Below are 19,905 nucleotides of genomic sequence, written 5' to 3' on the forward strand. Positions count from 1 at the left end.
AGAAAGGCATGACTTATATGAGTGAAAAAAGTCTAGACGGAAAAACAGTTCTTCCAATTTTGCCACTACGCAATATTGTCGTTTTCCCAAACATGATTGTTCCATTGTTTGTGGGTCGCGATAAGAGTGTTAAGGCCCTTGAAGAAGTAATGAACAGTGATAAGCAAATCCTGCTTGTGGCACAAAAAGACGAATCAGAAGACGATCCGGCGATTGAAGATTTTTACCGTATTGGTTGCCTTGGTAACGTTCTGCAAATGCTTAAACTGCCAGATGGCACAGTTAAGGTTCTTGTAGAAGGGGGCGTACGTGTTCGCTTTAAAGATGTTGAAGACACTGGCGACATGTTTGTGGCTCGTGCTGAAGAATTCAAAGAGCGCGAAGGTGCACCACAAGAGCTTGAAGCCCTTGTACGTGCCGTTGTGACTGAGTTTGAAGAGTACGTTAAGCTCAACAAAAAGATTCCACCTGAGGTTCTTGTCAGCCTTGCAGCGATTGATGAACCAACGCGCCTTGCAGATACAATTGCCTCTCACCTTAACCTTAAGATTTCTGAGAAGCAGGAACTTCTTGAGATGGATCTTGTTGATGACCGTCTTGAGAAACTTTACCAGCTTATGGAAAACGAGATTGGTGTTCTCCAAGTCGAGAAGCGCATCCGTAACCGTGTGAAGCGCCAAATGGAGAAGACTCAGCGTGAGTACTACCTGAATGAGCAAATGAAAGCGATTCAGAAAGAGCTTGGTGAAGAAGATGCCAGCGAAATGGAAGAATTCGAGAAGAAGATCCATGAAGTTGGTCTAAGTAAAGAAGCGAAAGAAAAAGCAGAGCAAGAGCTTAAGAAGCTACGTATGATGTCTCCGATGTCTGCTGAAGCGACAGTAAGCCGTAACTACCTTGATATCCTTCTTAACCTGCCATGGACGAAAAAGTCTAAGCTGAAGAAAGATCTTGTGAAGGCCACTGAAATCCTTGACGACGATCACTACGGTCTTGAAAAAGTTAAAGAGCGCATTGTTGAGCACCTAGCGGTACAGCAACGTGTGAAGAAACTTAAAGGTCCTATCCTTTGTCTTGTCGGCCCTCCAGGGGTTGGTAAAACATCTCTTGCAAAGTCTATTGCAAAGGCAACAGGCCGTGAGTACTACCGTATGGCACTTGGTGGTGTACGTGATGAAGCGGAAATCCGTGGTCACCGTCGTACATACATTGGTGCACTTCCAGGTAAGATCATCCAAGGGATCCGCAAGTCGGGTACAAACAACCCACTGTTCCTATTCGATGAGATCGATAAGCTTGGTAACGACTTCCGTGGTGACCCATCTTCGGCACTACTTGAAGTACTTGACCCAGCTCAAAACACAACGTTTAACGACCACTACCTAGAGCTTGATTACGATCTCAGTGATGTTCTGTTCCTAACAACAGCAAACTCACTCGATATTCCACCAGCTCTACGTGACCGTATGGAAGTGATCCAGCTGTCTGGTTACACAGAAGATGAGAAGGTAGCCATTGCAACACGCCACCTTATCCCACGTGCAATGAAGGACAACGGTATTAAGAAGGACGAAGTTACAATTAGCGAAGACGCTGTACGTGACGTTATTCGTTACTACACACGCGAAGCCGGTGTACGTAACCTAGAGCGCACAATGCAGGGCCTATGCCGTAAAGCTGTTAAGGATATCTTGACTGCTGAAAGCAAGGCTAAGAAGTCTAAGACTGCTAAGAAAGTTGCATCTATTAAGATCACACCTAAGAACCTTGAAAAATACCTTGGTATTAAGAAGTTCAGCTTCGGTATGGTTGAGAAATCAAACCAAGTGGGTGTTGTAACTGGTCTTGCATGGACGGCTGTAGGTGGTGACACTCTACCAATTGAAGCGGTTGTTCTAGATGGTAAGGGTAAAGTAACAACAACTGGTAAACTTGGTGATGTGATGACTGAGTCTATCTCTGCGGCAATGAGCTACGTGCGTCGTAGAGCAGGGGACTTCGGTATCGATGAGAACTTCTACCAGAAGAACGACATCCACATCCACGTTCCAGATGGTGCCACGCCTAAAGATGGTCCATCAGCGGGTATCGCAATGGTAACATCTATTGTCTCTATCCTAACGGGTACGCCAGTACGCAAGGAAGTAGCAATGACGGGTGAAGTTTCACTTCGTGGACATGTGATGCCAATCGGTGGCTTGAAAGAGAAACTTCTAGCCGCTCACCGTGCAGGTATTACAAAGGCCATTATCCCAATGGAAAACAAGAAAGACCTAGAGGACATTCCAAAGAACGTTCTTGAAGGGATTGAGGTTGTTCCTGTGGAATACATGGACGATGTTCTTAAGCACGCTCTAACAAAGATGCCATCGGCACCTAAGAAGAAGACGACTAAAAAAGCTGCGTCTTCTACTAAGTCCAAGTCAAAAGCGAAAGACGTGAGCGTACACTAAGCACGTACACACTTAAAAATCGCTACCTGAAAGGGTAGCGATTTTTTTATATGCCGCTTTAAAAGTGTGTCTTTTTTGTTAAAAATGGCTCAAACTTGCGGGTTTTGACGAATTATCATGCACAAAAATGCATATTTTTTGGGCAGTTTTTATTCCTCCCATATATTTGGACAACATTATATTTCAATGACTTACACTACAGAGTTCAAATAACCCCTTATAAATCAAGCAAAAAAATGAAAATAAAAGTGAAAAATACGCTTGACGACCATAGGTGGAAACTCGTTAAATATAAGCATTCCAAGGGTTACAGCCCATTTGGAATCGGCGCTCTTTAAACAGTTCGAATAAGAATAATAAGTTTATAGAGCAAACTTAAATTAAATAAGTATTAAGGGTAGACTCGTGAACAAGAACGAACTTATCTCTGCAGTTGCTGATAGCGCTAGCATTACTAAAACAGACGCAGCTAAAGCTGTTGACGCTGTTTTCGACACAATTTCAACAAGCCTAAGCTCAGGCACAGAAGTACGCCTAACTGGTTTCGGTACTTTCACTGTGACTAGCCGTAAAGCGACTACTGGCCGTAACCCACGTACTGGCGAAGCAATCCAAATTCCTGCTTCTAAGCTACCTAAGTTCCGTCCAGGAAAAACTCTTCGTGAGTCTGTAAACTAAGTCGTTTACATTTTGTAGGGCCCTCGCACCTGCGAGGGTTTTACTTTTTTATATAGGTATATCAAGCCTTAAAGAATAGGGGGCAAGAGTCTACAAAACCCCAAATTCAAAAAAATGCAATTTTTGTAAAATTAAAGCTTGATATCCACTGAGAACTGAAGTAAAAACATTCTCACAGGGCGGTTAGCTCAGTTGGTAGAGCAACTCGTTTACACCGAGTAGGTCGGGAGTTCGAGCCTCTCACCGCCCACCATTATTCTAGAAAAACCCGCTAATGCGGGTTTTTTATTTTCTACATATCAGCTAGTCTAATGCGACCAATATAAAGGATACGAATTATGTTCAAAGAATATGTTGAAGAAATTACGCATTACCTATCCAATCTTGAACCGCATATTATGCCGTACCAAGATATGGCGCATAACTGTTTAATCTTACTATTCGTCATACTTGGGTTCCTTTGCTTTTATCAAGTATCTTACCCATTTAAAATATCTAGAGTTAATTCAGACGAGGCAGGAAATTGGCTAGCTAAATACCCAAAAATCAAATCACAACTTTCTATGCCACTCGCTATTATGGGCATAATGATAGTACCTGCTATGTATGCCACCCCTGAAGAAAAGCAAGATATTTTTCTATTAGTTCTACTTATAGCAATGTTACCCCTATTGCTAGGGGGAGCTGTTCTTGGTTTTGTAGAGTTTATTAAATCTTACAAAAACTCAATCACTCGCTACCATGAGAAAAAAAGCTCAACTACAGAATAATGAAATACATATTCACCATTCCTGCACTTGTGTGCTTTGTGTTTCTTCTTAGTATTATTGCACCTGAGGCGCATTGGATGCTGGACAACGTATCTTCCTTCCTACCACAGGCAGCTCTCGGGGCGTTTTCTTGCGCGCTTATTGCGCCAGCCGTTAAAGCGTACGGGCCAGCAATTGTACTGGCGGGGTATGCCGGCATCTTTGGTTATGTAAGTTATAACGCGCACCCAGCAGAGCAGGGGAGCCTGACTGAGGATTACACAGTGCTACACTGGAATGCTCTCTACTTAAATAATGACCTCAGTGCCTTTGCAGAGCATGTAAGCGCCTCAGATCTTCCTGATTTGATACAGATCCAAGAGTTCTCACTGGCGCATATGCAAAGCGTAGAGAGCCTCACATCTCTTTACCCGCACTATAAGCTCTACCCTGAGGCAACTGCCGCGAGCCAAGGCGCCGCCATCTTCAGTAAGCACCCTATAACAGAGCACACAGCCTTTGCTCTTGGTGAGAACGGTTATGAGTTTGTACTTAGCACGATCATCCAGAAAGAGGGAAGGGCGCCACTCGGTGTATTAAGCCTCCATACCAAGGCGCCTATTGATGAAAGCTGGATTCAGGCCCGCAATACCTCTTTAAATGATATTATTCCACACTTAAAGAGCCTCAAAGGCAAAGCAGAGCATACTGTACTGCTTGGTGACCTGAATATTGCGCCATATTCCTCAGTGTTTAAAAGCTTCCTAAAAAATGCTGAGCTCAAAGCAACAACAGAGCTCTTCAATACTGAGACATGGCCAGCATACGCCCCAAGCTATATGCGCACACAGATTGACCATATTCTCACCGGTGATAACGTTCAAACCTCTCTCAGCGTCCTTGAAGACAGCTTTGGTTCAGATCATTTACCAATTAAAGCAAGACTCACGCTCAACTAGGTACAATGCTTGCATAAAAATATCCGCCCAATGAAAAGGATATTTTTATGGATATACACAGCATTCTCGAGTTCAGAAATAACAGCATTAGCCAAAAGACCAAAGCAGAGAGCGCCGCAAGCTCTGTGAGCTTTGCAGACATCATGAAGAACACGCAAAGCTCTGAAGCCATTCAACCTGCTGCAAGCATCTCTTCAGCAGACCCAATCCTCAACACCAATAAAGGCTATATTGATGTAGATTTGGATGAATACTTCTCAAATGAGGCCCCAAAGCATGAGGGACCGCTCTCTATTGATGACCTACCACCACTTATGATGCCTTCAGCAGATAACATTCTTGCCATTTCTGAGCATGTTTCAGGCCGTTTTCAGCAGTTAATGAAGGAGTATGGTATCCCTGAGGCTCCAGAAAAGATCACGTTTGATGGAGAAGGGCAGATGCAGATTCCTCTAGATTACCCATATAGCGACAAGTTGAGGCAAATGATGGATGAGAATCCAGGGCTTGAGCGTGAGCTACAAACACTGAACGCACTGAGCAGCCATTACGCAGAGCTGAAGAAGCGTGAGCCATTCATTGAAGAAATGAGCAAAGCCAACTCACAAAAAGAGATCGATTTTATTATTCAGAAGTATCAACACCTTTTACATGATAACCACAGTTACTCTGTTATTGAACTTAACTTTAGTCCAGAAGGGACCGTACAAGTGATGGCAGATAACCAACCTTTAAATCTGTTTTCTTAAGATTTCTTTAAAAACACCCAAACCTATGTAAAACGCTCTGTATATTCGTATACAGGGCGTACACATTCGTATACAGGGCGTACACATATTATATTCACATTAGCCATTTTACATAATATACATTATGCGCATATAGCACTAAGTTAGTAAACACCAACATGAAACGCACTTGTAGCTTGTTTGTCTTTTAAAAAGACCAATGATAAAATGCAAAAAATTATTTTAGGAAAAGATTTTGAAGTTAGATTTGGAAAAAGTTCTGGAAGGCCCTCCTGTCTTTGATGACAACAAGGAGTGCGTAAAGTACTTCAGGCACATACGCTGGCAAACTGCAATACGTGGCTTAAGGGTATTATTCTGGATCACCATTTCTTGGGCTGGGTTTTTGGTCATTTATCCTATGCTGCCTTCCCCTACACCATTTTTAAAAGCCTGTAAAGCTATTGCTATTATAACTGTTTGGAACGCAACTATCTCTTACATAGGATATATAGTGTTTTTTATTGCGCTGTGCCTACTCAATTGGAATAGAGCTGTTCACGAAAATTTAAAATTGGATGACCATTTTCTATATGCGTCGCCTTCTCCTACAGGGAAATTAGGATCTCAGGATTATAGGTTTACGCAAGCCCATTTATACTTTGGAATAGTTTTGGGCTTGGCCGCGATACTCATATCCGCTTGGATTAACATCGCGACATTCTATACACTTGTTTTCGATAGCCTCGTGTAGATACTTTTTTAAAGACTATGCATCAATGACACACAACTTAAGCCTACACCTTTATAAACGCTGAACTTTGGTTGCCAAAGGCTTATAAACATCGTATTGTTCTCCCCATGGCTGATTATATTAAAAACTTTGACAACGATGATGACAAATACATCACTGGGCTTGCAGTGCAACCCCAGAAGTTTAACATTCTCCTCACACGTGATGGTGACGAGATTGATTTTGACTTTACACCAGCAACAGCTGAGCTGATTACGCGTTACGGGTACATTATGCCTGTTGATGCACGCTGCGATGATGACATTATTATTGAAGAAGATGATATTTATGAGCGTCTGCGCCCTGTTCTTGGCAATGCGTTTACAGGTCAGCTTTCATACCATACACGCAAGCAAGTGATCATTTCACTACATGACACAGCCATTCTTGGCTACCAGCGTCAAACAATCATTGACCCTCGTATTGGTAACGAGATCGCAGTATTCTGGGAAATTTACCTAGATCAACGCATCTTCACCCAGTGCGATGATGAAGAATGGCAGCTCCTTATGGCTGAAGTCATTGCTTCTGAAACAGTTGATAAAGACGCAGACCGCAAACTTGCTGAAGACATTAAAAACCGTCTTCTTGAGCAAGCAGAACTTTAAACCTACTTTTTTACAACAGCCTCCCTGCCCCTTTGTCAGATAAAGGGTTCTTTAGGTATTTTGCTTCTTACTTTTACCTGTCAGATTTTCGCAACCTATGGTTTAATGTAAGTATACATAATACAACAGGGAAAAAATAAGGTTATAGGTTATGCCAATCATTACAGTGCATGGTAAAGAGAAAAATTATATTTTCAGTGTTGTTCCATATAGTTACGGTAACATGCCAGACTGGGGCGGCATCTATATTGCTGTCAACGCCTCAGAAAATGGCTTACGCATGGAAAACTGTATTGCGCTCGGCGGGTGCTCTAGCTTTAAAAAGTATCAAAATAAAATCCTAAGTTTTGTGAAAGACCGCTGTACCCATATCTACCTCATGCCTGAGTACGAAATGAAAGGCCGTGCTTTTGCCATTGCAGACCTGATTTCAGCACCAGCTTTCTCTGATGTTCCAAGGCAAATCCTTGAACAAGCCAATATCCCTGACGATATCAACTGGTATGATGAGGATGCTATTCAAACATTTGCAAATACCTCATCAAGTGAGTAACCACCCTCCTCTTCCAAAGGAAAACATAACGCATTGCTCATAAGGTAATCTGTAATCACAACAAACTCTACAGCCATGCTTATAAGCATGATCACGACAAATAAAATCAACACAGAAGCGCGACTTAACCTTATAAAGCGCTGTTTTTCAACACTGTGTAACTGAACAAGATAAGCAATCTTGTGCTCTCTATACCTGTCCATCTCTCTCCCAATCCTCAACTGTGCTTTAATAATAAAGCACTTATCCTGCCTTTATAAGCAGGTCTCTCATTTAACTTATGTGAGGTCGGGTCCACGATATGTGGTACGCGCCATTTTACTTTGCAGCTTTTCAGCAACAGAGAAAAATATAGGGGCTGTTTCTTATAAAACAACCCCTTGTTGATATTTTATTGAAATAATCCCGTTAGAGTTGGACTTACTTTTGTGCAAAAACATGCATTTTTATCACGATTTCATTATCCACCCACTCTAGTGTAGGGTCAGAGTTTTTCCCCATCCCAAAGTCCAAGCGCTTCAAGATCATCTCTGAATGAGACTTATAGCTCATCTCGTCAACTTTAGAGATCTTTGCATCAAAAGAAATCGGCTTTGTTACATCTCTTAGAGTGAGTTCACCTTCAATCTTATAAACATCACCTTCCACATGCTGCACAGAAGTACTCTTAAAAGTCCCCTCAGGCGTCTCGGCCACATTAAACCAGTCAGCAGTTGGCAATGTACCGTCATACATGGCATTACCTGTCTCTGCTGATTCTAGCTTAAATACAGCTGAAATATGGCTCGCTGTTGGATTCTCAAAATCAAAGTTTACGTCCGCTGTCCATTCGTTAAACATGCCAGAAAAATCATTGCCTGCATGCTTACCAGAAAACTGAACCTGACTCTTTTCATAATCCACAGTGTAGTGCTCAGCATGTACAAGCTGTGCGCTGCTTAAAAGTAACCCAAATGTAAATAGTGTAAGCTTCATCATCACTCCCCTACCCTCTAAAGCTCATGCGCTTCAGCAGGTTAACTTTTTCTTTTTTCAAATGCACCACTACGGCAGCAACGTGCAGAACAATCAGTGCAATAAATGCCCAGCCTAACCATTTATGACCAAACTTAGACAGACTGTTCATTTCTGTATCGCCTGCAAGGCCTGGAATATGCGGCCATGTAAACATATCAAAAATAATAGTTGGCAGGCCATATGGGCTGCTTGATACCATTACCCAACCTGTTACAGGCATCGCAATCATAAAGCCGTACATGGCAAGGTGACCAAGCTTAGAAAGCACTTGATCCTTTTTAGGGATTGCATTTGGAAGCTTTGGTGCTTTAAACATCAGCCTTGCTGCAACCCTTAAAACAAGAGCAAACATCAGCAGTACGCCCAGTGACTTATGCCATTGGTACATTTTAAATTTAAGAGATTTATCCGCAATCAGATCAAACTGAAAGGCCAGCCCACTCGCCAGCATCAGGATAAAGCACAACGCCATCACCCAGTGCAGGATAATAACCGTTGAATGATAGCGCTGTACTTGTGCCATGTGGCTACCCTTTACTTCTTGTGGAATTCAGTTTCAATGATGATCTGTACATCGTCACCAATGTTTGGCACGTATGTATCAAAGCCCCACTCACTACGCTTAATGTTAGCAACAGCGCTAAAGCCCATTGCAGGAACATTTGCAAATGGCTTGCTTGCATAAGCACCGTTAAATGTTACATCAAACGCCACTGGCTTTGTAATGCCAAGCATTGTAAAGTCACCTGTCATTGTACCTGTGTTATCAGATGTCTTAACAAGGTTTGTTGCTTTAAATGTTACTTCTGGGAATTTAAGACCATTAAACCAGTCCGCGTTTTCACCAAGCTTTTTGTTAAAGTCCTTTTCATCACTGTGATGCTGGAAGTCTGTCTCAATAGAAAGCGGGTTTACAGAGGCCATCAGTGCGCTTTTTGTAATGTCTGATGGATCAAGCGTCAGCGTTGCATCAAAATCGTTAAAACGCGCCGTATAGTTAGAAAGCCCCATGTGGCTTACCTTAAATGAAATACTTGTATGTGTTTTATCCAGAATGTAATCCCCTGCTGGAAGGTCAGATACTGGCGTGTTTACAGCATGAGCAGAAACCGCAGCCATGCTCACACCTAAAGAAAGAAGTAATTTTTTCATGTTGTTATTATCCCGTTTTATAACTTTGTTTATAGATATGCTACACACATTTTTTATGGATGCAAGCATAAAGTTCGAAAATAACGAACAAACAATTTACTGACATGATCAAACTACCCATAACAAGCAACAGCCCAGCCTTTTCAGACACACTCAAAAGTGGTAATGTCCTGTATGAAAAAATTTATTTATTTTTTAATACACCCAGTCAGCAATGATCGTGATCCTCTAACTAATTTACTGGCCGCATTGCTAGCTATATTTTTGGTACTTGGTGTAGGAAGATACATTCTCAACTCAACTCTTCTCAGCTTTGAGATTCTAAAAGACCGAGAATATATAAGCGCTACATTTTCAGAATATCATCCCCAGAAAGACTTAGCACATAAAGAGTTTGCTTCATTCCTAAACACACTTAGCTTAAGAAAATTTTCAAATTACTCTCTAACTTGGCAATGGGCATTTGAAGGGCTTGACAATAAAAGTGAAGAAAAAGCAGAAAAAGTGCTAAACAAACTAGAGATCAATTCACCTGCCTATAACTTTACCAAAGGACTTCAGAAATCATACGGAACATGTTGTAAGCCTTATGACCGAGACAATATGGAAATAACGGCTAAAACTCTAAAGCCTTGGGCTAAACATATAAGTAAGAATGTAAAAAATGGCACATCATCCAACAATGAAATCCAAACATTTCTATTAATTTTAAGAGATACGGCCCTAGGAGAACTCGAACGCCCATTACTAGACGGACACTGGTCTCTTTCTTTATTCTTTTATCTGGGAGGACAGCAAGGTATATACGGCAGAGGAAAACTAATATCTGATAATAATGCTTGGCGCGCATTAAATGAATTTGGAAAAGCATTAACAGTTCCAGTTGCAGACATTATTGCACATCACCCTAGCAAGCAGGTAAAGATAGATTACGCAGCTTATGCATCTTTTCTAAAATTTCACACAGAAGAGCCTGAGTTAAACTATAAATACTGGGGGTACAGTCTAAAAAAAGCAGAAGAGCTCATGCAACAAAGGCTACCTATAACCTGTACCAATAAAGGGCGCCTCGCTTCACAATATATTGCAGAGTATTTCTTAAACCATTCCACTAAGGAAAACCCTGTACATAGACGAGTTTATAAAAAAACTTTCATAAACGTTTTGAAAAACAACCAAGATAAATGTATTAAAGCTGGCTTTAACGTAAATTATGCAGAAATGACATGGGATAAATCATGAAAAAGTGGCGCGCCCAGGAAGACTCGAACTCCCGACCCTCTGCTTAGAAGGCAGATGCTCTATCCAGCTGAGCTATGGGCGCGTAACCACATCCCTTTTATACACAAACTTGCCCCCTCTCCCAAGAAAAAAATATCCTCCCAATACACACACTCTTTTTTATTGATTTTAAGGGATGTTTCATCAACACTAAGACCCATGAAGAAAATAAAAAACATCATGAGCCTCACCACACTTGCATTGCTGGCAAGTTACACACCTGCTTATGCACTTGAACTTGGGGCCGGTGATTTTACTTTCATTCAAAAGGAGCGCGTAAATTTACGTGTTTCTCCAGCAACCAATAAGCGTCCCCTCACCCAGCTTTCAAAGGGCACGGGCTTTATTGTGCTTGAACGCTCAGGTGACTGGCTCTACGGTGATGTATTCCGCTCTGGCTTTGGGGAAGATATCTTGAAAGGCTGGGTCCATAAAGATCTTCTAGATGTTAAGTTTCCAGAACATACACAAGTTGCCACAACTGCCGCATTTGAAGAGTTTTTTAACTATATTAAAGATGAAAACCAAACCTCTCAGGCCAGGACTGGCCTCAGCAGATATCTCAAGGTCAGCAACTGGGGGGATGGCCTTGTTGCGGTCACGGTTCACCGTAATTGGATGGAAGACGATTACCATAACAAAAAGGCTGCTTTTGAGCGCTTAAGCGAAGCTTGGCGCACCCTTGATGGCAACCGTATGGATGAAAAGCTGTTTATCCTGAGCCCATCAGGGCTTGTGCTTATGCAGCAATAGTGCATTTTTATTGATATTTTTCCTTCAAAACCCTTGAAGATTTCAACAGCCCATCTTATATAAACAGAGATTCAAAAGAATCTTTCTTTCCGTTCTGTCTTCTTCATGGAGGTTTCTATGACAGACCAAAACAATAACCCCACCCCCGAAGCGGCCAACAACATGGACAAAGCCAAAAAAGCTGGCGGCATCCTACTGACCATCTTCACCTTCTTTGCAAAATGGTTTATTCTTGCTCCGCTGAAGCTTATCTCAGGACAAGCCTATAAGCTGATGAAAGAGCTGATGGAATACAAGTCGATTCTGATCAAGCGTGTTCTCTCTGTCGGCGCTCTACTTCTCGTGGTTTTTAACCCGCTGTTCCTGATCTCTGACAGCACTGCCATGCACTATTCTTCCATGGCTGCATATGCCTGGGAAGTCATCCTGGCTGGCCAGTCTTCACTTCCGGTGATGCTCTTCTTTGGCGTCGCGGTTCTGATTGCAGGTTGGATCCTCAAGGGTATGTTCAATGCCGCAGCGCGCAGCTTTGGTACCTTCACCTCAATCATGGTGCTGGGTATTCCTTCGCTATTCTGTGCTGGGCTGTACTTCGCCTTCCCGGGCCTGCAAACTCTGGCGGCTGTAAGCCTGTTCTGGGTTGCAGAGTTCATTTTGGCCTTCTACTTGGGCGCCGGCATGGCTTCCAGTAAAATCAAGCGCAAGGCGCAAGGCGTTGGCGATCAAAATATCGTCGATGACCAAACTGATGACCAAGACGACGAATAATCGATTCAACTTAGAACAGCCCTTCGGGGCTGTTCTTTTTGCGTTTGAACCAGCCTGCCTAGCGCTTAAGCAAGATTTTACATATTTTGGCTAGACAGAGCGCTCAAAACCAAGTAAAAGAGTAATCGATTCTTATGGCGGGTGTAGCTCAGTGGTAGAGCATCAGATTGTGGCTCTGAGGGTCGTGGGTTCAATCCCCATCACTCGCCCCATTAGATTTAAAAAGCACTCCTTCGGGAGTGCTTTTATTTTTCAGACATATATTTCAACAAGTTAAACAATCACAAGAAGATATATTTTAATTTATTACACTAAAAAAGAGCCCTAAGGCCCTGAGAAATTTTGAACTTCCACTAAGTGGTGCGGATGAAGAGAATCGAACTCCCACGCCTCTCGGCACTGGAACCTAAATCCAGCGCGTCTACCAGTTCCGCCACATCCGCACGTTTCGTCTTAGTAGAACGAGTGAGAATATGCCAAGAACTCGCACTTTCTGCAAGAGAAATTTTCACTTTTTTTCAGAAAAAATGCTTAAAGGCGCATCAACCCCTGTTAACCTTTTAAAAACGAAAGTAAATTTTTCGTAAATTCGTCTTCTAGCTTAGACTTTTGGTGCTCAGGTTGCTTCAAGAAACTACATGCAAACTTCACCATTTCATCCAAGAAGGCTGGTGAATTCCACTGCCCTTTCTTTGTAAATGGTGCAATATGCTCGCTCGAGCTTGCAAGAAGTGTCTTACTTCGAGGAATTTCGCGCATAAGTTCACGATAAACATCTTCTTCAGGATATGAAATTTCGGGACGCATCAACACATAAAACCCATGGTAAAGAGCCATTTGCATCATTGAAGGCGTTCGAATAATAGGAACAATAGCAGCACGCACTGGCGTTTGAGTCATCACCGTATTCATAAGCTCAGGAAGAATATCATCCGCCTTCTTACTTGTAATGAAGATTGGCTTATTATATTTCACAGCAAGCTGCACTTGCTCCATAAAGATCAACTCCTGCTGAGGACGTGTATATGGCGCAAAGTGCAGATCTAAGCCAATCTCACCAATCGCAACAACTTTAGGGTTATTTCTCAGCACAGGCTCAAGAAGCTCTGATACATCAAACTTACTATTCGGACGAATACTTGTAGGCGAAATACCAATCGCGTAATAGGTATTTTTTAGATCCATATAACTTTTTGAAATTTCTTCCATAAGCGGTCCATTAGACGCATCAATAGAAACAATTGAAATGCCCTGCTTATTGAACTTTTCAAGTGACTTTTTATAATCCTTAAAGCTATCTAAGCTTGAAATACGGAAGTAAGCATCAGAAAGCGTACTATACGTATTATGTCCGCCCTTCTCGTGGTCACCAATCAGACGTTCTGCGTCCATAATAGCGCCTTCAATCTCTTCCTTCTCTTCTGCAGCTTCTGCAGCTTCAGTCTTCTTCTCACTAATCATGGTTTCATTGCCGAGGTGATCAATAGAGAAGATACGCTCAGTCCCGTATTCATCCACTTCTACGCGAATGTTTTCGCCAGCAGATGACGCAGAAGCCCCAGCAGGCGCATTATTACCCTGAGATCTCGCCATATCAAACTGATCAGCTTCAACACTTACGCCTACACCTAGAGCACTATCCATGTTATGGCCACTACTACTTGCCGCTAAATGCACATTCTGAGAGAGACTATCTGCAAGGGCTTGTTGCACGCGCACAGCGCCATCCATTTCTCCAGAATCAGTGTAGACCATAACACCTTTATCTTTGTCCTTCTTGGTGTCACCGCCATCAGAAGAGCCCCCTTCTTTATCAGAGGGTTTAAAGTCCATAGATTGTGTCTTTTGAAGCTTAGCTTTTTCATCTTCTTGGTTTTTAGGCTGTGGAGGCTTTCTTCCCCCAACACCTGCGCCGCTGCCTAATGCAGAAAAGCCACCGCTACCGGCAATACCTGCTGGCGCAGCTTTTTGATTACCACTTTTACCAGCAATTTGCCCAGGCATACCACCGCCCATGGCTTTTTTAGCAGCACCAGCTGTCATGGCTTTACGGAGTTTTTTACCCTTACAGTTTGGGCAGGCGCGCCCCATAATTCCACCACCAAGATGTTTAGAACACGTAAAGAATCCACACGTAGAACATTGGAACAGAACGGGAACACTTTTAGTTGGGCTACCAGGGTAACCACCACACTTGTGACAACCTTCAGCATGTTTTCCTGAGTAAACTTTCGCCATAATGTTCCTATCTTATTATTCTTGTGGTCGAGGAAGACTTTCAATTTCAGTCAGATAAGAAACCTCGTCCCCACCAAGTCTTGTTACAGGCTGCAGCGCCGTTGCATCAATTTTATCTCTGCCTTTTGCATCTGTCACCATCACGCTCTCATCAGCAAAAAGTTTTTCTAACTTTAAAAAGGCTACTGTTACTTTTGAGCCCGGTACTTGGTGTGTATCAAGAAGCGTGCAATCAAAAGCAATTTTAGAACCCTCTAGCACAGGAAGCTCAAAACCGTCTTTTACTGTCAGCTGTGCAGCCCCATCACGGGCAAGTTCACTCTTGCCAAAAGGAAGATCAACAGCACTGTCCACCATTGCTCTTGCCATCTCTTTAGATGGGATATGTAGTGTCGCATGCTTTCTGGCCTTCAAGTTTGCAAGCGTATCTTTATCAGAGCCATCCTTTTTAGGAGCAATAGAAATCATGACCACCGCAGGGCTTGGGCTCACAACATTAAACCAAGAAAATGGCGCCAAGTTATAACGGTGTTCATCGTCAGAGTTTTCACCATTATCTGTCAGCACCCACGCCACAGGACGGGGTACAACCGATTGAACAAGCCAGTGATAGCTCTCTACAGAACTCATTTCTTCAAAATTAACAATCATGAAGATTCCTTTCTGTAAGGTGCAGCTTTATCAAATAGTGTAAAGAAGTTATCTGTTGTCGCTTTCGCCATTTCTTCCAGAGATACACCCTTCATACCTGCAAGCTTTTCAGCTGTATGAAGCGTGTACGCAGGCTCATTTGTTTTACCGCGGTAAGGCTTTGGCGCAAGGTATGGCGCATCTGTTTCCACAAGAAGCTTATCCATAGGACAAAGCATAAAGCCGTCTCTCACCTCGTCTGCATTGGCACCAAAGGTAATAATACCTGAGGCTGACATATACAGACCATGCTCCACAGCAAATTCAGCCAGTGGAAGCTTACTAGAAAAGCAGTGTAAAAGAATCTTTTGCTGCCCTTCAGCCATCGCTTCTTTAAGAATAGACATCGTGTCTTCTTCAGCGTCACGCGTGTGGATAATCACAGGCATATTCAGCTCACGCGCCACTTCAAGGTGCGTCACAAAGCTCTCCCACTGATCTTTACGCGGTGCGTTATCATAAAAGTAATCAAGGCCTGTTTCACCAATCCCAATGACTTTTTCTTTCGCACATCCCTCACGGATCTCATCAGCTGTAATAAGGCCGCCCTCACCTGCGTTATGCGGGTGAATGCCGTAAGAACAGAACACATTTTGGTATTGTTCAGCGAGAGGTTGAATGATCTTAAAATCCTCACGTGTCGTGCCAATCGTTTGCATGTAATGCACGTGGTTTGCCTCTGAGCGTGCAATCAGCTCAACAATATCCTCACCCTTATCTAGGGCGTAGTTGAGGTGACAGTGAGAATCAACAAGTATCATTATGACTTGTTCGCGCTATCATCTGGGTATTCTACAAGGCTAAGTACGTTGCCTGATGGATCAAAGAAGTGTGCAAGGATACCCCCCCAAGGCTCTTCAGCAGGTGTATCAAGAAACTCAACACCCTTTTCCTTCAGCATGTTGTATGTTGCAAGGCAATCTTCTACATGGCAGCTAATGCCAGAGAAAGAACCAATCAGCGCTTCAGCCTCATCAGATGGGTCAACGTTTTCAATCACAAGGTCAATACCGTACAGGTCATACACAACCACTTCGTTATCAGAAAGGATAACGTCTAGGCCGAGCTGCTTTTCATAAAACGTACGTGACGCTTTGATGTTATCAGTGAAAAGTCTAAGCGCTGCGACAGGGCCTAGCATTTTGGGTTGTTTAGGTTGTGTTTGGGCCATTATGCCGCCTCTTCTTTTGGTTGAATTCTTGGGAATACGCCTTCTGGCTTCGGTAGCTCAGCACCGTCTGTAAGCAGGTAGCCTTCAGCGTTTTCAATATCAGTGAATGTCATCTCGCTTGTACCTAGAAACTCTTTCACACGTGCCATAGACTCAGGCATAAACGCATCAAGCGTATGTGCAATTGGCACAAAGCCTTCCATAAGTACACGAAGGATATGCGCCATAAGCTCTGGGTTTTCCTTCTTATGTGTCCAAGGTTGTTTAGCGTCCATGTAAGCATTTGCTGCATGCACACGAGACCAGATTGTATCGAGTGCTTTATGGAACTGTAAATTATCAATATGCGTGCGCACATCGTTCACCATGCCCTTAAAGCCATCGAGGAACTCTTTATCAGCTGCGTCAAGTTCGCCAAGTGTTGGCACTTTCGCTTCGCAGTTTTTTGCCACCATAGAAAGCACACGCTGGAACAGGTTACCAAGCGCGTTGGCAAGGTCACTGTTCGTACGCTCAATGAGGCGCGTTTCACTAAAGTCACCGTCATTACCAAATGGCACTTCACGCATCAGGAAGTAACGTACGATATCGCGGCTGTACTCCTTAGTGAGTGATTCAGGGTCAACAACGTTGCCCTTAGATTTACTCATTTTGTCGCCATCAACTGTCCACCAGCCGTGCGCGTACACCACAGGAAGCTGCTCTTCCGTCAGTCCTGCGCCCATTAGCATTGCAGGCCAGTACACTGAGTGGAAACGTAGAATATCTTTACCTACCAAATGAATCGCAGGCCAGTAGCCCATGTTCTCTTCATTTGGCCAGCCCAGTACACTGAGGTAGTTTGTTAGGGCATCAATCCATACGTACATCACGTGGCCTGGGCCATTGGGTACAGGAACACCCCAGTCAAATGTTGTACGAGAAATTGAGATATCGCGCACTTCACCTTTTAGGAAACCAACAACTTCGTTCAGGCGGCTTTGCGGCTGAACAAGTTCTGGACGACGCTCGTAAAGGTCAAGAAGTTTCTCTCTAAATGCAGAAAGCTTAAAGAAGTAACTCTCTTCTTCCATCCACTCTACAGGGTGACCGCTCATTGGGCTCTTGCCATCAACAAGCTCTTCTTCTGTGTAGTAAGATTCATCAGAGATACAGTACCAACCCGCGTAGCTATCTTTGTAAATGTAGCCCGCTTCTTCAAGTTTCTGCCACATCACTTGCGCTGTCTTCTGGTGGTAATCTTCAGTGGTACGAATAAACGTATGCTCACTGATGTTCATAATAGGTTCAATTTCGCGGAACATATCAGACATCTTATCTACGTATGCCTGAGGTGTAAGGCCTTCTTTCTCAGCAGCGCGTTGCAGCTTAAGGCCGTGTTCATCTGTACCTGTTGAAAACTTAACGTCAAAGCCGTCCAGACGCTTAAAGCGTGCGTAGATATCAGCGGCCAAAGTCGTGTAAGCACTCCCAAGATGCGGCTTACCGCTTGGGTAGTAAATAGGCGTCGTAATATAAGCTTTTTTTGAAGCCTGTGTCATATGGATTTTTATCCCCTATTGTCCCTTAAAAACATATAAAGCACAGTGTGCCACGGAGATGGCAGAATCGCAAGCCTTTAGCGCATTGGTTTTCTAGGTAACACGCCACTTTTAGCGGAGATAAAGTCTTCTAGCATGGCATCAAAGGTGAGTGCCGGAGAGATATTCACTTCTTCCATGCGTCTTTTACGCCACAAATACACGTCATAAAGGTGGCTGAGCGCATAAGATGACACACCCCACGCCCCTGTAGATTTAGACGCACTACGGACTTCTGTAGCCAGCTTCACAAGCAGAATATCAATCGCCAGTGGCAGCACACGTTTCTGGCCAATTTTATCGCTCAGCGCATAGGCATCAGATTTTCCTTTAGCGTTTGGCGCACAGTTATTAAAGAAACCATCAAGCAATGCGCTAATATCTTCACTCTTACCAGCAAACATACTTGCAACGCCCGGCACCCCCTGCACAAGTGGAAGCAACGTTTGCACAGCTGCATCGTCATAATCCTTTGCAAGTACCTTCGCCGTATCATCATCACTGAGCGGCGACACACGCACTGTACGGCAACGAGAAATAATTGTTGGCAGAAGCTTAGATGGCGCATGAGAAATAAGAACCCAGTACGTTTTCGTCCCCGGTTCTTCTAGGTTTTTAAGGATCGCGTTTGCAGAAGCTACATTCATGTACTCTGCCGCATCAACTATAATCACACGAGCTTCTTCACCACTCAGGCCCACGTTTTGCAGAAGGGCCCTCGTATCATCCACCTTAATGGTTTTGGTTTTAGAATCCTCAGCGGGCTCTAGTGTGAAAAAATCTGGGTGTGCACCAGCATCAATCTGTGCATAACGAGGGTGCCCATCATCAGCTTCTAGCAAATCTGGCGCCCCAAGCGGGGCAAAGCCACACAAAAGACAACGTGCTAAATGCTCAGCAAACAAACGTTTTCCAACACCTTCAGGACCAGTGAGAAGAATCGCATGAGGCATCTTGCCCGACTCAATCATCGTGCGGAGCGTTTTTTGCGCCGCCTCATGGCCAATAAGGTTTGGAAGAACGTGCTCAGACATTACGCTGCTTTAGCCTCTTCAAAGTAGAAGTAATCAGAGAGCAGAGAAACAAGAGATTCATAAACACCTTCAATCGATGCAGATGCATCAATCATAATAAAGCGCTCAGGGTTCTTTTTAAGAAGCTCCACAAAGCCGTTTCTCACCTTTGTATGGAACTCAAGGCCTTCTTGCTCAATACGGTTTTCACCGTTATCCCAACCACCACTGCGTGCAAGGCCGATCTCTGGATCAATATCAAAGTAAACAGTCGCATCTGGTGTTGTATCGCCAATCACAATGCTTTGTAGCATTTCAACCGTACGCTCACCGAGACCACGGCTTACACCTTGGTAAACCATTGTGCTATCTGCAAAGCGGTCACATAGAACAACCTTACCTTCTGCAAGCGCTGGGCGAATCACACGCTCAAGGTGCTCAGCACGGGCAGCTGTGTAAAGTAGAAGCTCACCCATATCTGTCCAACGATCTTTATCACCCGTTAGAATAAGGTTACGAAGCTCTTCTGCACTCGGGCAGCCACCAGGCTCACGCGTAAGAATATGGTCAACACCTGCAGCAGTTAGTGCTTCACTCAGTGCTTTAATTTGCGTTGTTTTACCGCTACCTTCACCACCTTCAAAAGTAATAAATGTACCGCCATTTGCTTTTAGGTTTTGTACCAAAGCATCAATCATTATTTTTATCCCCTACCCCAATA

General features: G+C 43.5%; 21 protein-coding genes and 4 tRNA genes. 12 read left to right on the plus strand and 13 right to left on the minus strand.

Translation table 11 applies throughout. The annotated features are described in order from the left end of the window. The first annotated feature begins 17 nt into the window (after positions 1–17). The 8 genes from lon to VX730_01975 all read left to right on the plus strand — a co-directional run bounded on the left by lon (position 18) and on the right by VX730_01975 (position 7,521). Complete coding sequence (gene lon, locus VX730_01940) at positions 18–2,453, plus strand: endopeptidase La (GenBank protein MEC9291143.1); 2,436 nt, start codon at positions 18–20, stop codon at positions 2,451–2,453. A gap of 405 nt (positions 2,454–2,858) precedes the next feature. Then, positions 2,859–3,131: an HU family DNA-binding protein gene (locus VX730_01945; protein ID MEC9291144.1), complete on the plus strand. Its 273-nt coding sequence runs from the start codon at positions 2,859–2,861 to the stop codon at positions 3,129–3,131. Between the two features lie 177 nt (positions 3,132–3,308). Continuing rightward, positions 3,309–3,384: transfer RNA gene (locus VX730_01950), tRNA-Val, on the plus strand. An 85-nt stretch (positions 3,385–3,469) separates the two neighbouring features. Next, on the plus strand, positions 3,470–3,901 hold the full coding sequence (locus tag VX730_01955) for a hypothetical protein (protein MEC9291145.1): 432 nt from the start codon (positions 3,470–3,472) through the stop codon (positions 3,899–3,901). After that, a complete protein-coding gene (locus VX730_01960; protein MEC9291146.1) occupies positions 3,901–4,839 on the plus strand; it encodes an endonuclease/exonuclease/phosphatase family protein in 939 nt (312 codons plus the stop codon). The genes VX730_01955 and VX730_01960 overlap by 1 nt, the downstream gene beginning before the upstream one ends. A gap of 47 nt (positions 4,840–4,886) precedes the next feature. Further along, positions 4,887–5,588: a hypothetical protein gene (locus VX730_01965; protein ID MEC9291147.1), complete on the plus strand. Its 702-nt coding sequence runs from the start codon at positions 4,887–4,889 to the stop codon at positions 5,586–5,588. A gap of 840 nt (positions 5,589–6,428) precedes the next feature. After that, on the plus strand, positions 6,429–6,968 hold the full coding sequence (locus VX730_01970; GenBank protein MEC9291148.1) for a hypothetical protein: 540 nt from the start codon (positions 6,429–6,431) through the stop codon (positions 6,966–6,968). Between the two features lie 151 nt (positions 6,969–7,119). Beyond that, the gene (locus VX730_01975) at positions 7,120–7,521 is read left to right on the plus strand and encodes a hypothetical protein (GenBank protein ID MEC9291149.1); all 402 of its coding nucleotides are present in this window, start codon (positions 7,120–7,122) and stop codon (positions 7,519–7,521) included. On the opposite strand, the gene VX730_01980 is transcribed toward VX730_01975, so the two are convergent. The 4 genes from VX730_01980 to VX730_01995 form a co-directional block, all read right to left on the minus strand. Beyond that, positions 7,488–7,724: a hypothetical protein gene (locus VX730_01980; GenBank protein MEC9291150.1), complete on the minus strand. Its 237-nt coding sequence runs from the start codon at positions 7,722–7,724 to the stop codon at positions 7,488–7,490. The genes VX730_01975 and VX730_01980 overlap by 34 nt on opposite strands. Before the next feature lie 217 nt (positions 7,725–7,941). Next, entirely contained in the window at positions 7,942–8,499 is a 558-nt protein-coding gene (locus VX730_01985) for a YceI family protein (protein MEC9291151.1), read from the minus strand. Between the two features lie 7 nt (positions 8,500–8,506). Further along, entirely contained in the window at positions 8,507–9,061 is a 555-nt protein-coding gene (locus tag VX730_01990; protein MEC9291152.1) for a cytochrome b, read from the minus strand. 11 nt (positions 9,062–9,072) lie between these two features. Beyond that, complete coding sequence (locus VX730_01995) at positions 9,073–9,690, minus strand: YceI family protein (protein ID MEC9291153.1); 618 nt, start codon at positions 9,688–9,690, stop codon at positions 9,073–9,075. A 174-nt stretch (positions 9,691–9,864) separates the two neighbouring features. Here VX730_01995 and VX730_02000 point away from each other — a divergent pair, with 174 nt between their 5' ends. After that, positions 9,865–10,932 (plus strand): hypothetical protein, encoded by a 1,068-nt coding sequence (locus VX730_02000; protein ID MEC9291154.1) that lies wholly within the window; start codon positions 9,865–9,867, stop codon positions 10,930–10,932. Between the two features lie 5 nt (positions 10,933–10,937). Here the strand turns inward: VX730_02000 and VX730_02005 are convergent. Continuing rightward, positions 10,938–11,014 (minus strand) — tRNA-Arg (locus VX730_02005). Positions 11,015–11,130: 116 nt separating this feature from the next. Between VX730_02005 and VX730_02010 the strand changes: the two genes are divergently transcribed. The 3 genes from VX730_02010 (at position 11,131) to VX730_02020 (ending at position 12,704) form a co-directional block, all read left to right on the plus strand. Then, positions 11,131–11,724 (plus strand): SH3 domain-containing protein, encoded by a 594-nt coding sequence (locus VX730_02010; protein MEC9291155.1) that lies wholly within the window; start codon positions 11,131–11,133, stop codon positions 11,722–11,724. Between the two features lie 117 nt (positions 11,725–11,841). Continuing rightward, positions 11,842–12,492, plus strand: a complete 651-nt coding sequence (locus VX730_02015; protein MEC9291156.1) for a hypothetical protein — start codon at positions 11,842–11,844, stop codon at positions 12,490–12,492. A gap of 137 nt (positions 12,493–12,629) precedes the next feature. After that, positions 12,630–12,704: transfer RNA gene (locus VX730_02020), tRNA-His, on the plus strand. Between the two features lie 146 nt (positions 12,705–12,850). Here the strand turns inward: VX730_02020 and VX730_02025 are convergent. From VX730_02025 to tmk, 8 genes are all read right to left on the minus strand, one after another. Then, positions 12,851–12,935 (minus strand) — tRNA-Leu (locus VX730_02025). A gap of 109 nt (positions 12,936–13,044) precedes the next feature. Beyond that, positions 13,045–14,730, minus strand: a complete 1,686-nt coding sequence (locus tag VX730_02030) for a TatD family hydrolase (GenBank protein ID MEC9291157.1) — start codon at positions 14,728–14,730, stop codon at positions 13,045–13,047. A gap of 15 nt (positions 14,731–14,745) precedes the next feature. Then, positions 14,746–15,381, minus strand: coding sequence for a flavin reductase family protein (locus VX730_02035; protein ID MEC9291158.1), 636 nt, complete (start codon positions 15,379–15,381; stop codon positions 14,746–14,748). Then, positions 15,378–16,181 carry a TatD family hydrolase gene (locus tag VX730_02040; protein MEC9291159.1) on the minus strand — a complete coding sequence of 268 codons (804 nt, stop codon included), beginning with the start codon at positions 16,179–16,181 and terminating at the stop codon, positions 15,378–15,380. Before VX730_02040 ends, VX730_02035 begins: the two co-directional genes overlap by 4 nt. Next, positions 16,181–16,591, minus strand: coding sequence for a VOC family protein (locus tag VX730_02045; protein MEC9291160.1), 411 nt, complete (start codon positions 16,589–16,591; stop codon positions 16,181–16,183). Before VX730_02045 ends, VX730_02040 begins: the two co-directional genes overlap by 1 nt. Further along, positions 16,591–18,132, minus strand: a complete 1,542-nt coding sequence (gene metG / locus VX730_02050) for a methionine--tRNA ligase (GenBank protein MEC9291161.1) — start codon at positions 18,130–18,132, stop codon at positions 16,591–16,593. Before metG ends, VX730_02045 begins: the two co-directional genes overlap by 1 nt. 77 nt (positions 18,133–18,209) lie before the next feature. Beyond that, entirely contained in the window at positions 18,210–19,205 is a 996-nt protein-coding gene (locus VX730_02055; GenBank protein MEC9291162.1) for a DNA polymerase III subunit, read from the minus strand. After that, the gene (gene tmk, locus VX730_02060) at positions 19,205–19,882 is read right to left on the minus strand and encodes a dTMP kinase (protein MEC9291163.1); all 678 of its coding nucleotides are present in this window, start codon (positions 19,880–19,882) and stop codon (positions 19,205–19,207) included. Before tmk ends, VX730_02055 begins: the two co-directional genes overlap by 1 nt. Positions 19,883–19,905: the final 23 nt, after the last annotated feature.

Source organism: Pseudomonadota bacterium, from assembly GCA_036141575.1.
In the GTDB taxonomy this organism is placed as follows: Bacteria; Pseudomonadota; Alphaproteobacteria; order UBA2136; family JAPKEQ01; genus JAPKEQ01.

Coding starts and splice junctions, on each gene's coding strand:
- lon (MEC9291143.1), top strand. CDS start 18: ATGAGTGAAAAAAGTCTAGACGGAAAAACAGTTCTTCCAATTTTGCCA.
- VX730_01955 (MEC9291145.1), top strand. CDS start 3,470: ATGTTCAAAGAATATGTTGAAGAAATTACGCATTACCTATCCAATCTT.
- VX730_01960 (MEC9291146.1), top strand. CDS start 3,901: ATGAAATACATATTCACCATTCCTGCACTTGTGTGCTTTGTGTTTCTT.
- VX730_01965 (MEC9291147.1), top strand. CDS start 4,887: ATGGATATACACAGCATTCTCGAGTTCAGAAATAACAGCATTAGCCAA.
- VX730_01970 (MEC9291148.1), top strand. CDS start 6,429: ATGGCTGATTATATTAAAAACTTTGACAACGATGATGACAAATACATC.
- VX730_01975 (MEC9291149.1), top strand. CDS start 7,120: ATGCCAATCATTACAGTGCATGGTAAAGAGAAAAATTATATTTTCAGT.
- VX730_01980 (MEC9291150.1), bottom strand. CDS start 7,724: ATGGACAGGTATAGAGAGCACAAGATTGCTTATCTTGTTCAGTTACAC.
- VX730_01985 (MEC9291151.1), bottom strand. CDS start 8,499: ATGATGAAGCTTACACTATTTACATTTGGGTTACTTTTAAGCAGCGCA.
- VX730_01990 (MEC9291152.1), bottom strand. CDS start 9,061: ATGGCACAAGTACAGCGCTATCATTCAACGGTTATTATCCTGCACTGG.
- VX730_01995 (MEC9291153.1), bottom strand. CDS start 9,690: ATGAAAAAATTACTTCTTTCTTTAGGTGTGAGCATGGCTGCGGTTTCT.
- VX730_02000 (MEC9291154.1), top strand. CDS start 9,865: ATGAAAAAATTTATTTATTTTTTAATACACCCAGTCAGCAATGATCGT.
- VX730_02010 (MEC9291155.1), top strand. CDS start 11,131: ATGAAGAAAATAAAAAACATCATGAGCCTCACCACACTTGCATTGCTG.
- VX730_02015 (MEC9291156.1), top strand. CDS start 11,842: ATGACAGACCAAAACAATAACCCCACCCCCGAAGCGGCCAACAACATG.
- VX730_02030 (MEC9291157.1), bottom strand. CDS start 14,730: ATGGCGAAAGTTTACTCAGGAAAACATGCTGAAGGTTGTCACAAGTGT.
- VX730_02035 (MEC9291158.1), bottom strand. CDS start 15,381: ATGATTGTTAATTTTGAAGAAATGAGTTCTGTAGAGAGCTATCACTGG.
- VX730_02040 (MEC9291159.1), bottom strand. CDS start 16,181: ATGATACTTGTTGATTCTCACTGTCACCTCAACTACGCCCTAGATAAG.
- VX730_02045 (MEC9291160.1), bottom strand. CDS start 16,591: ATGGCCCAAACACAACCTAAACAACCCAAAATGCTAGGCCCTGTCGCA.
- metG (MEC9291161.1), bottom strand. CDS start 18,132: ATGACACAGGCTTCAAAAAAAGCTTATATTACGACGCCTATTTACTAC.
- VX730_02055 (MEC9291162.1), bottom strand. CDS start 19,205: ATGTCTGAGCACGTTCTTCCAAACCTTATTGGCCATGAGGCGGCGCAA.
- tmk (MEC9291163.1), bottom strand. CDS start 19,882: ATGATTGATGCTTTGGTACAAAACCTAAAAGCAAATGGCGGTACATTT.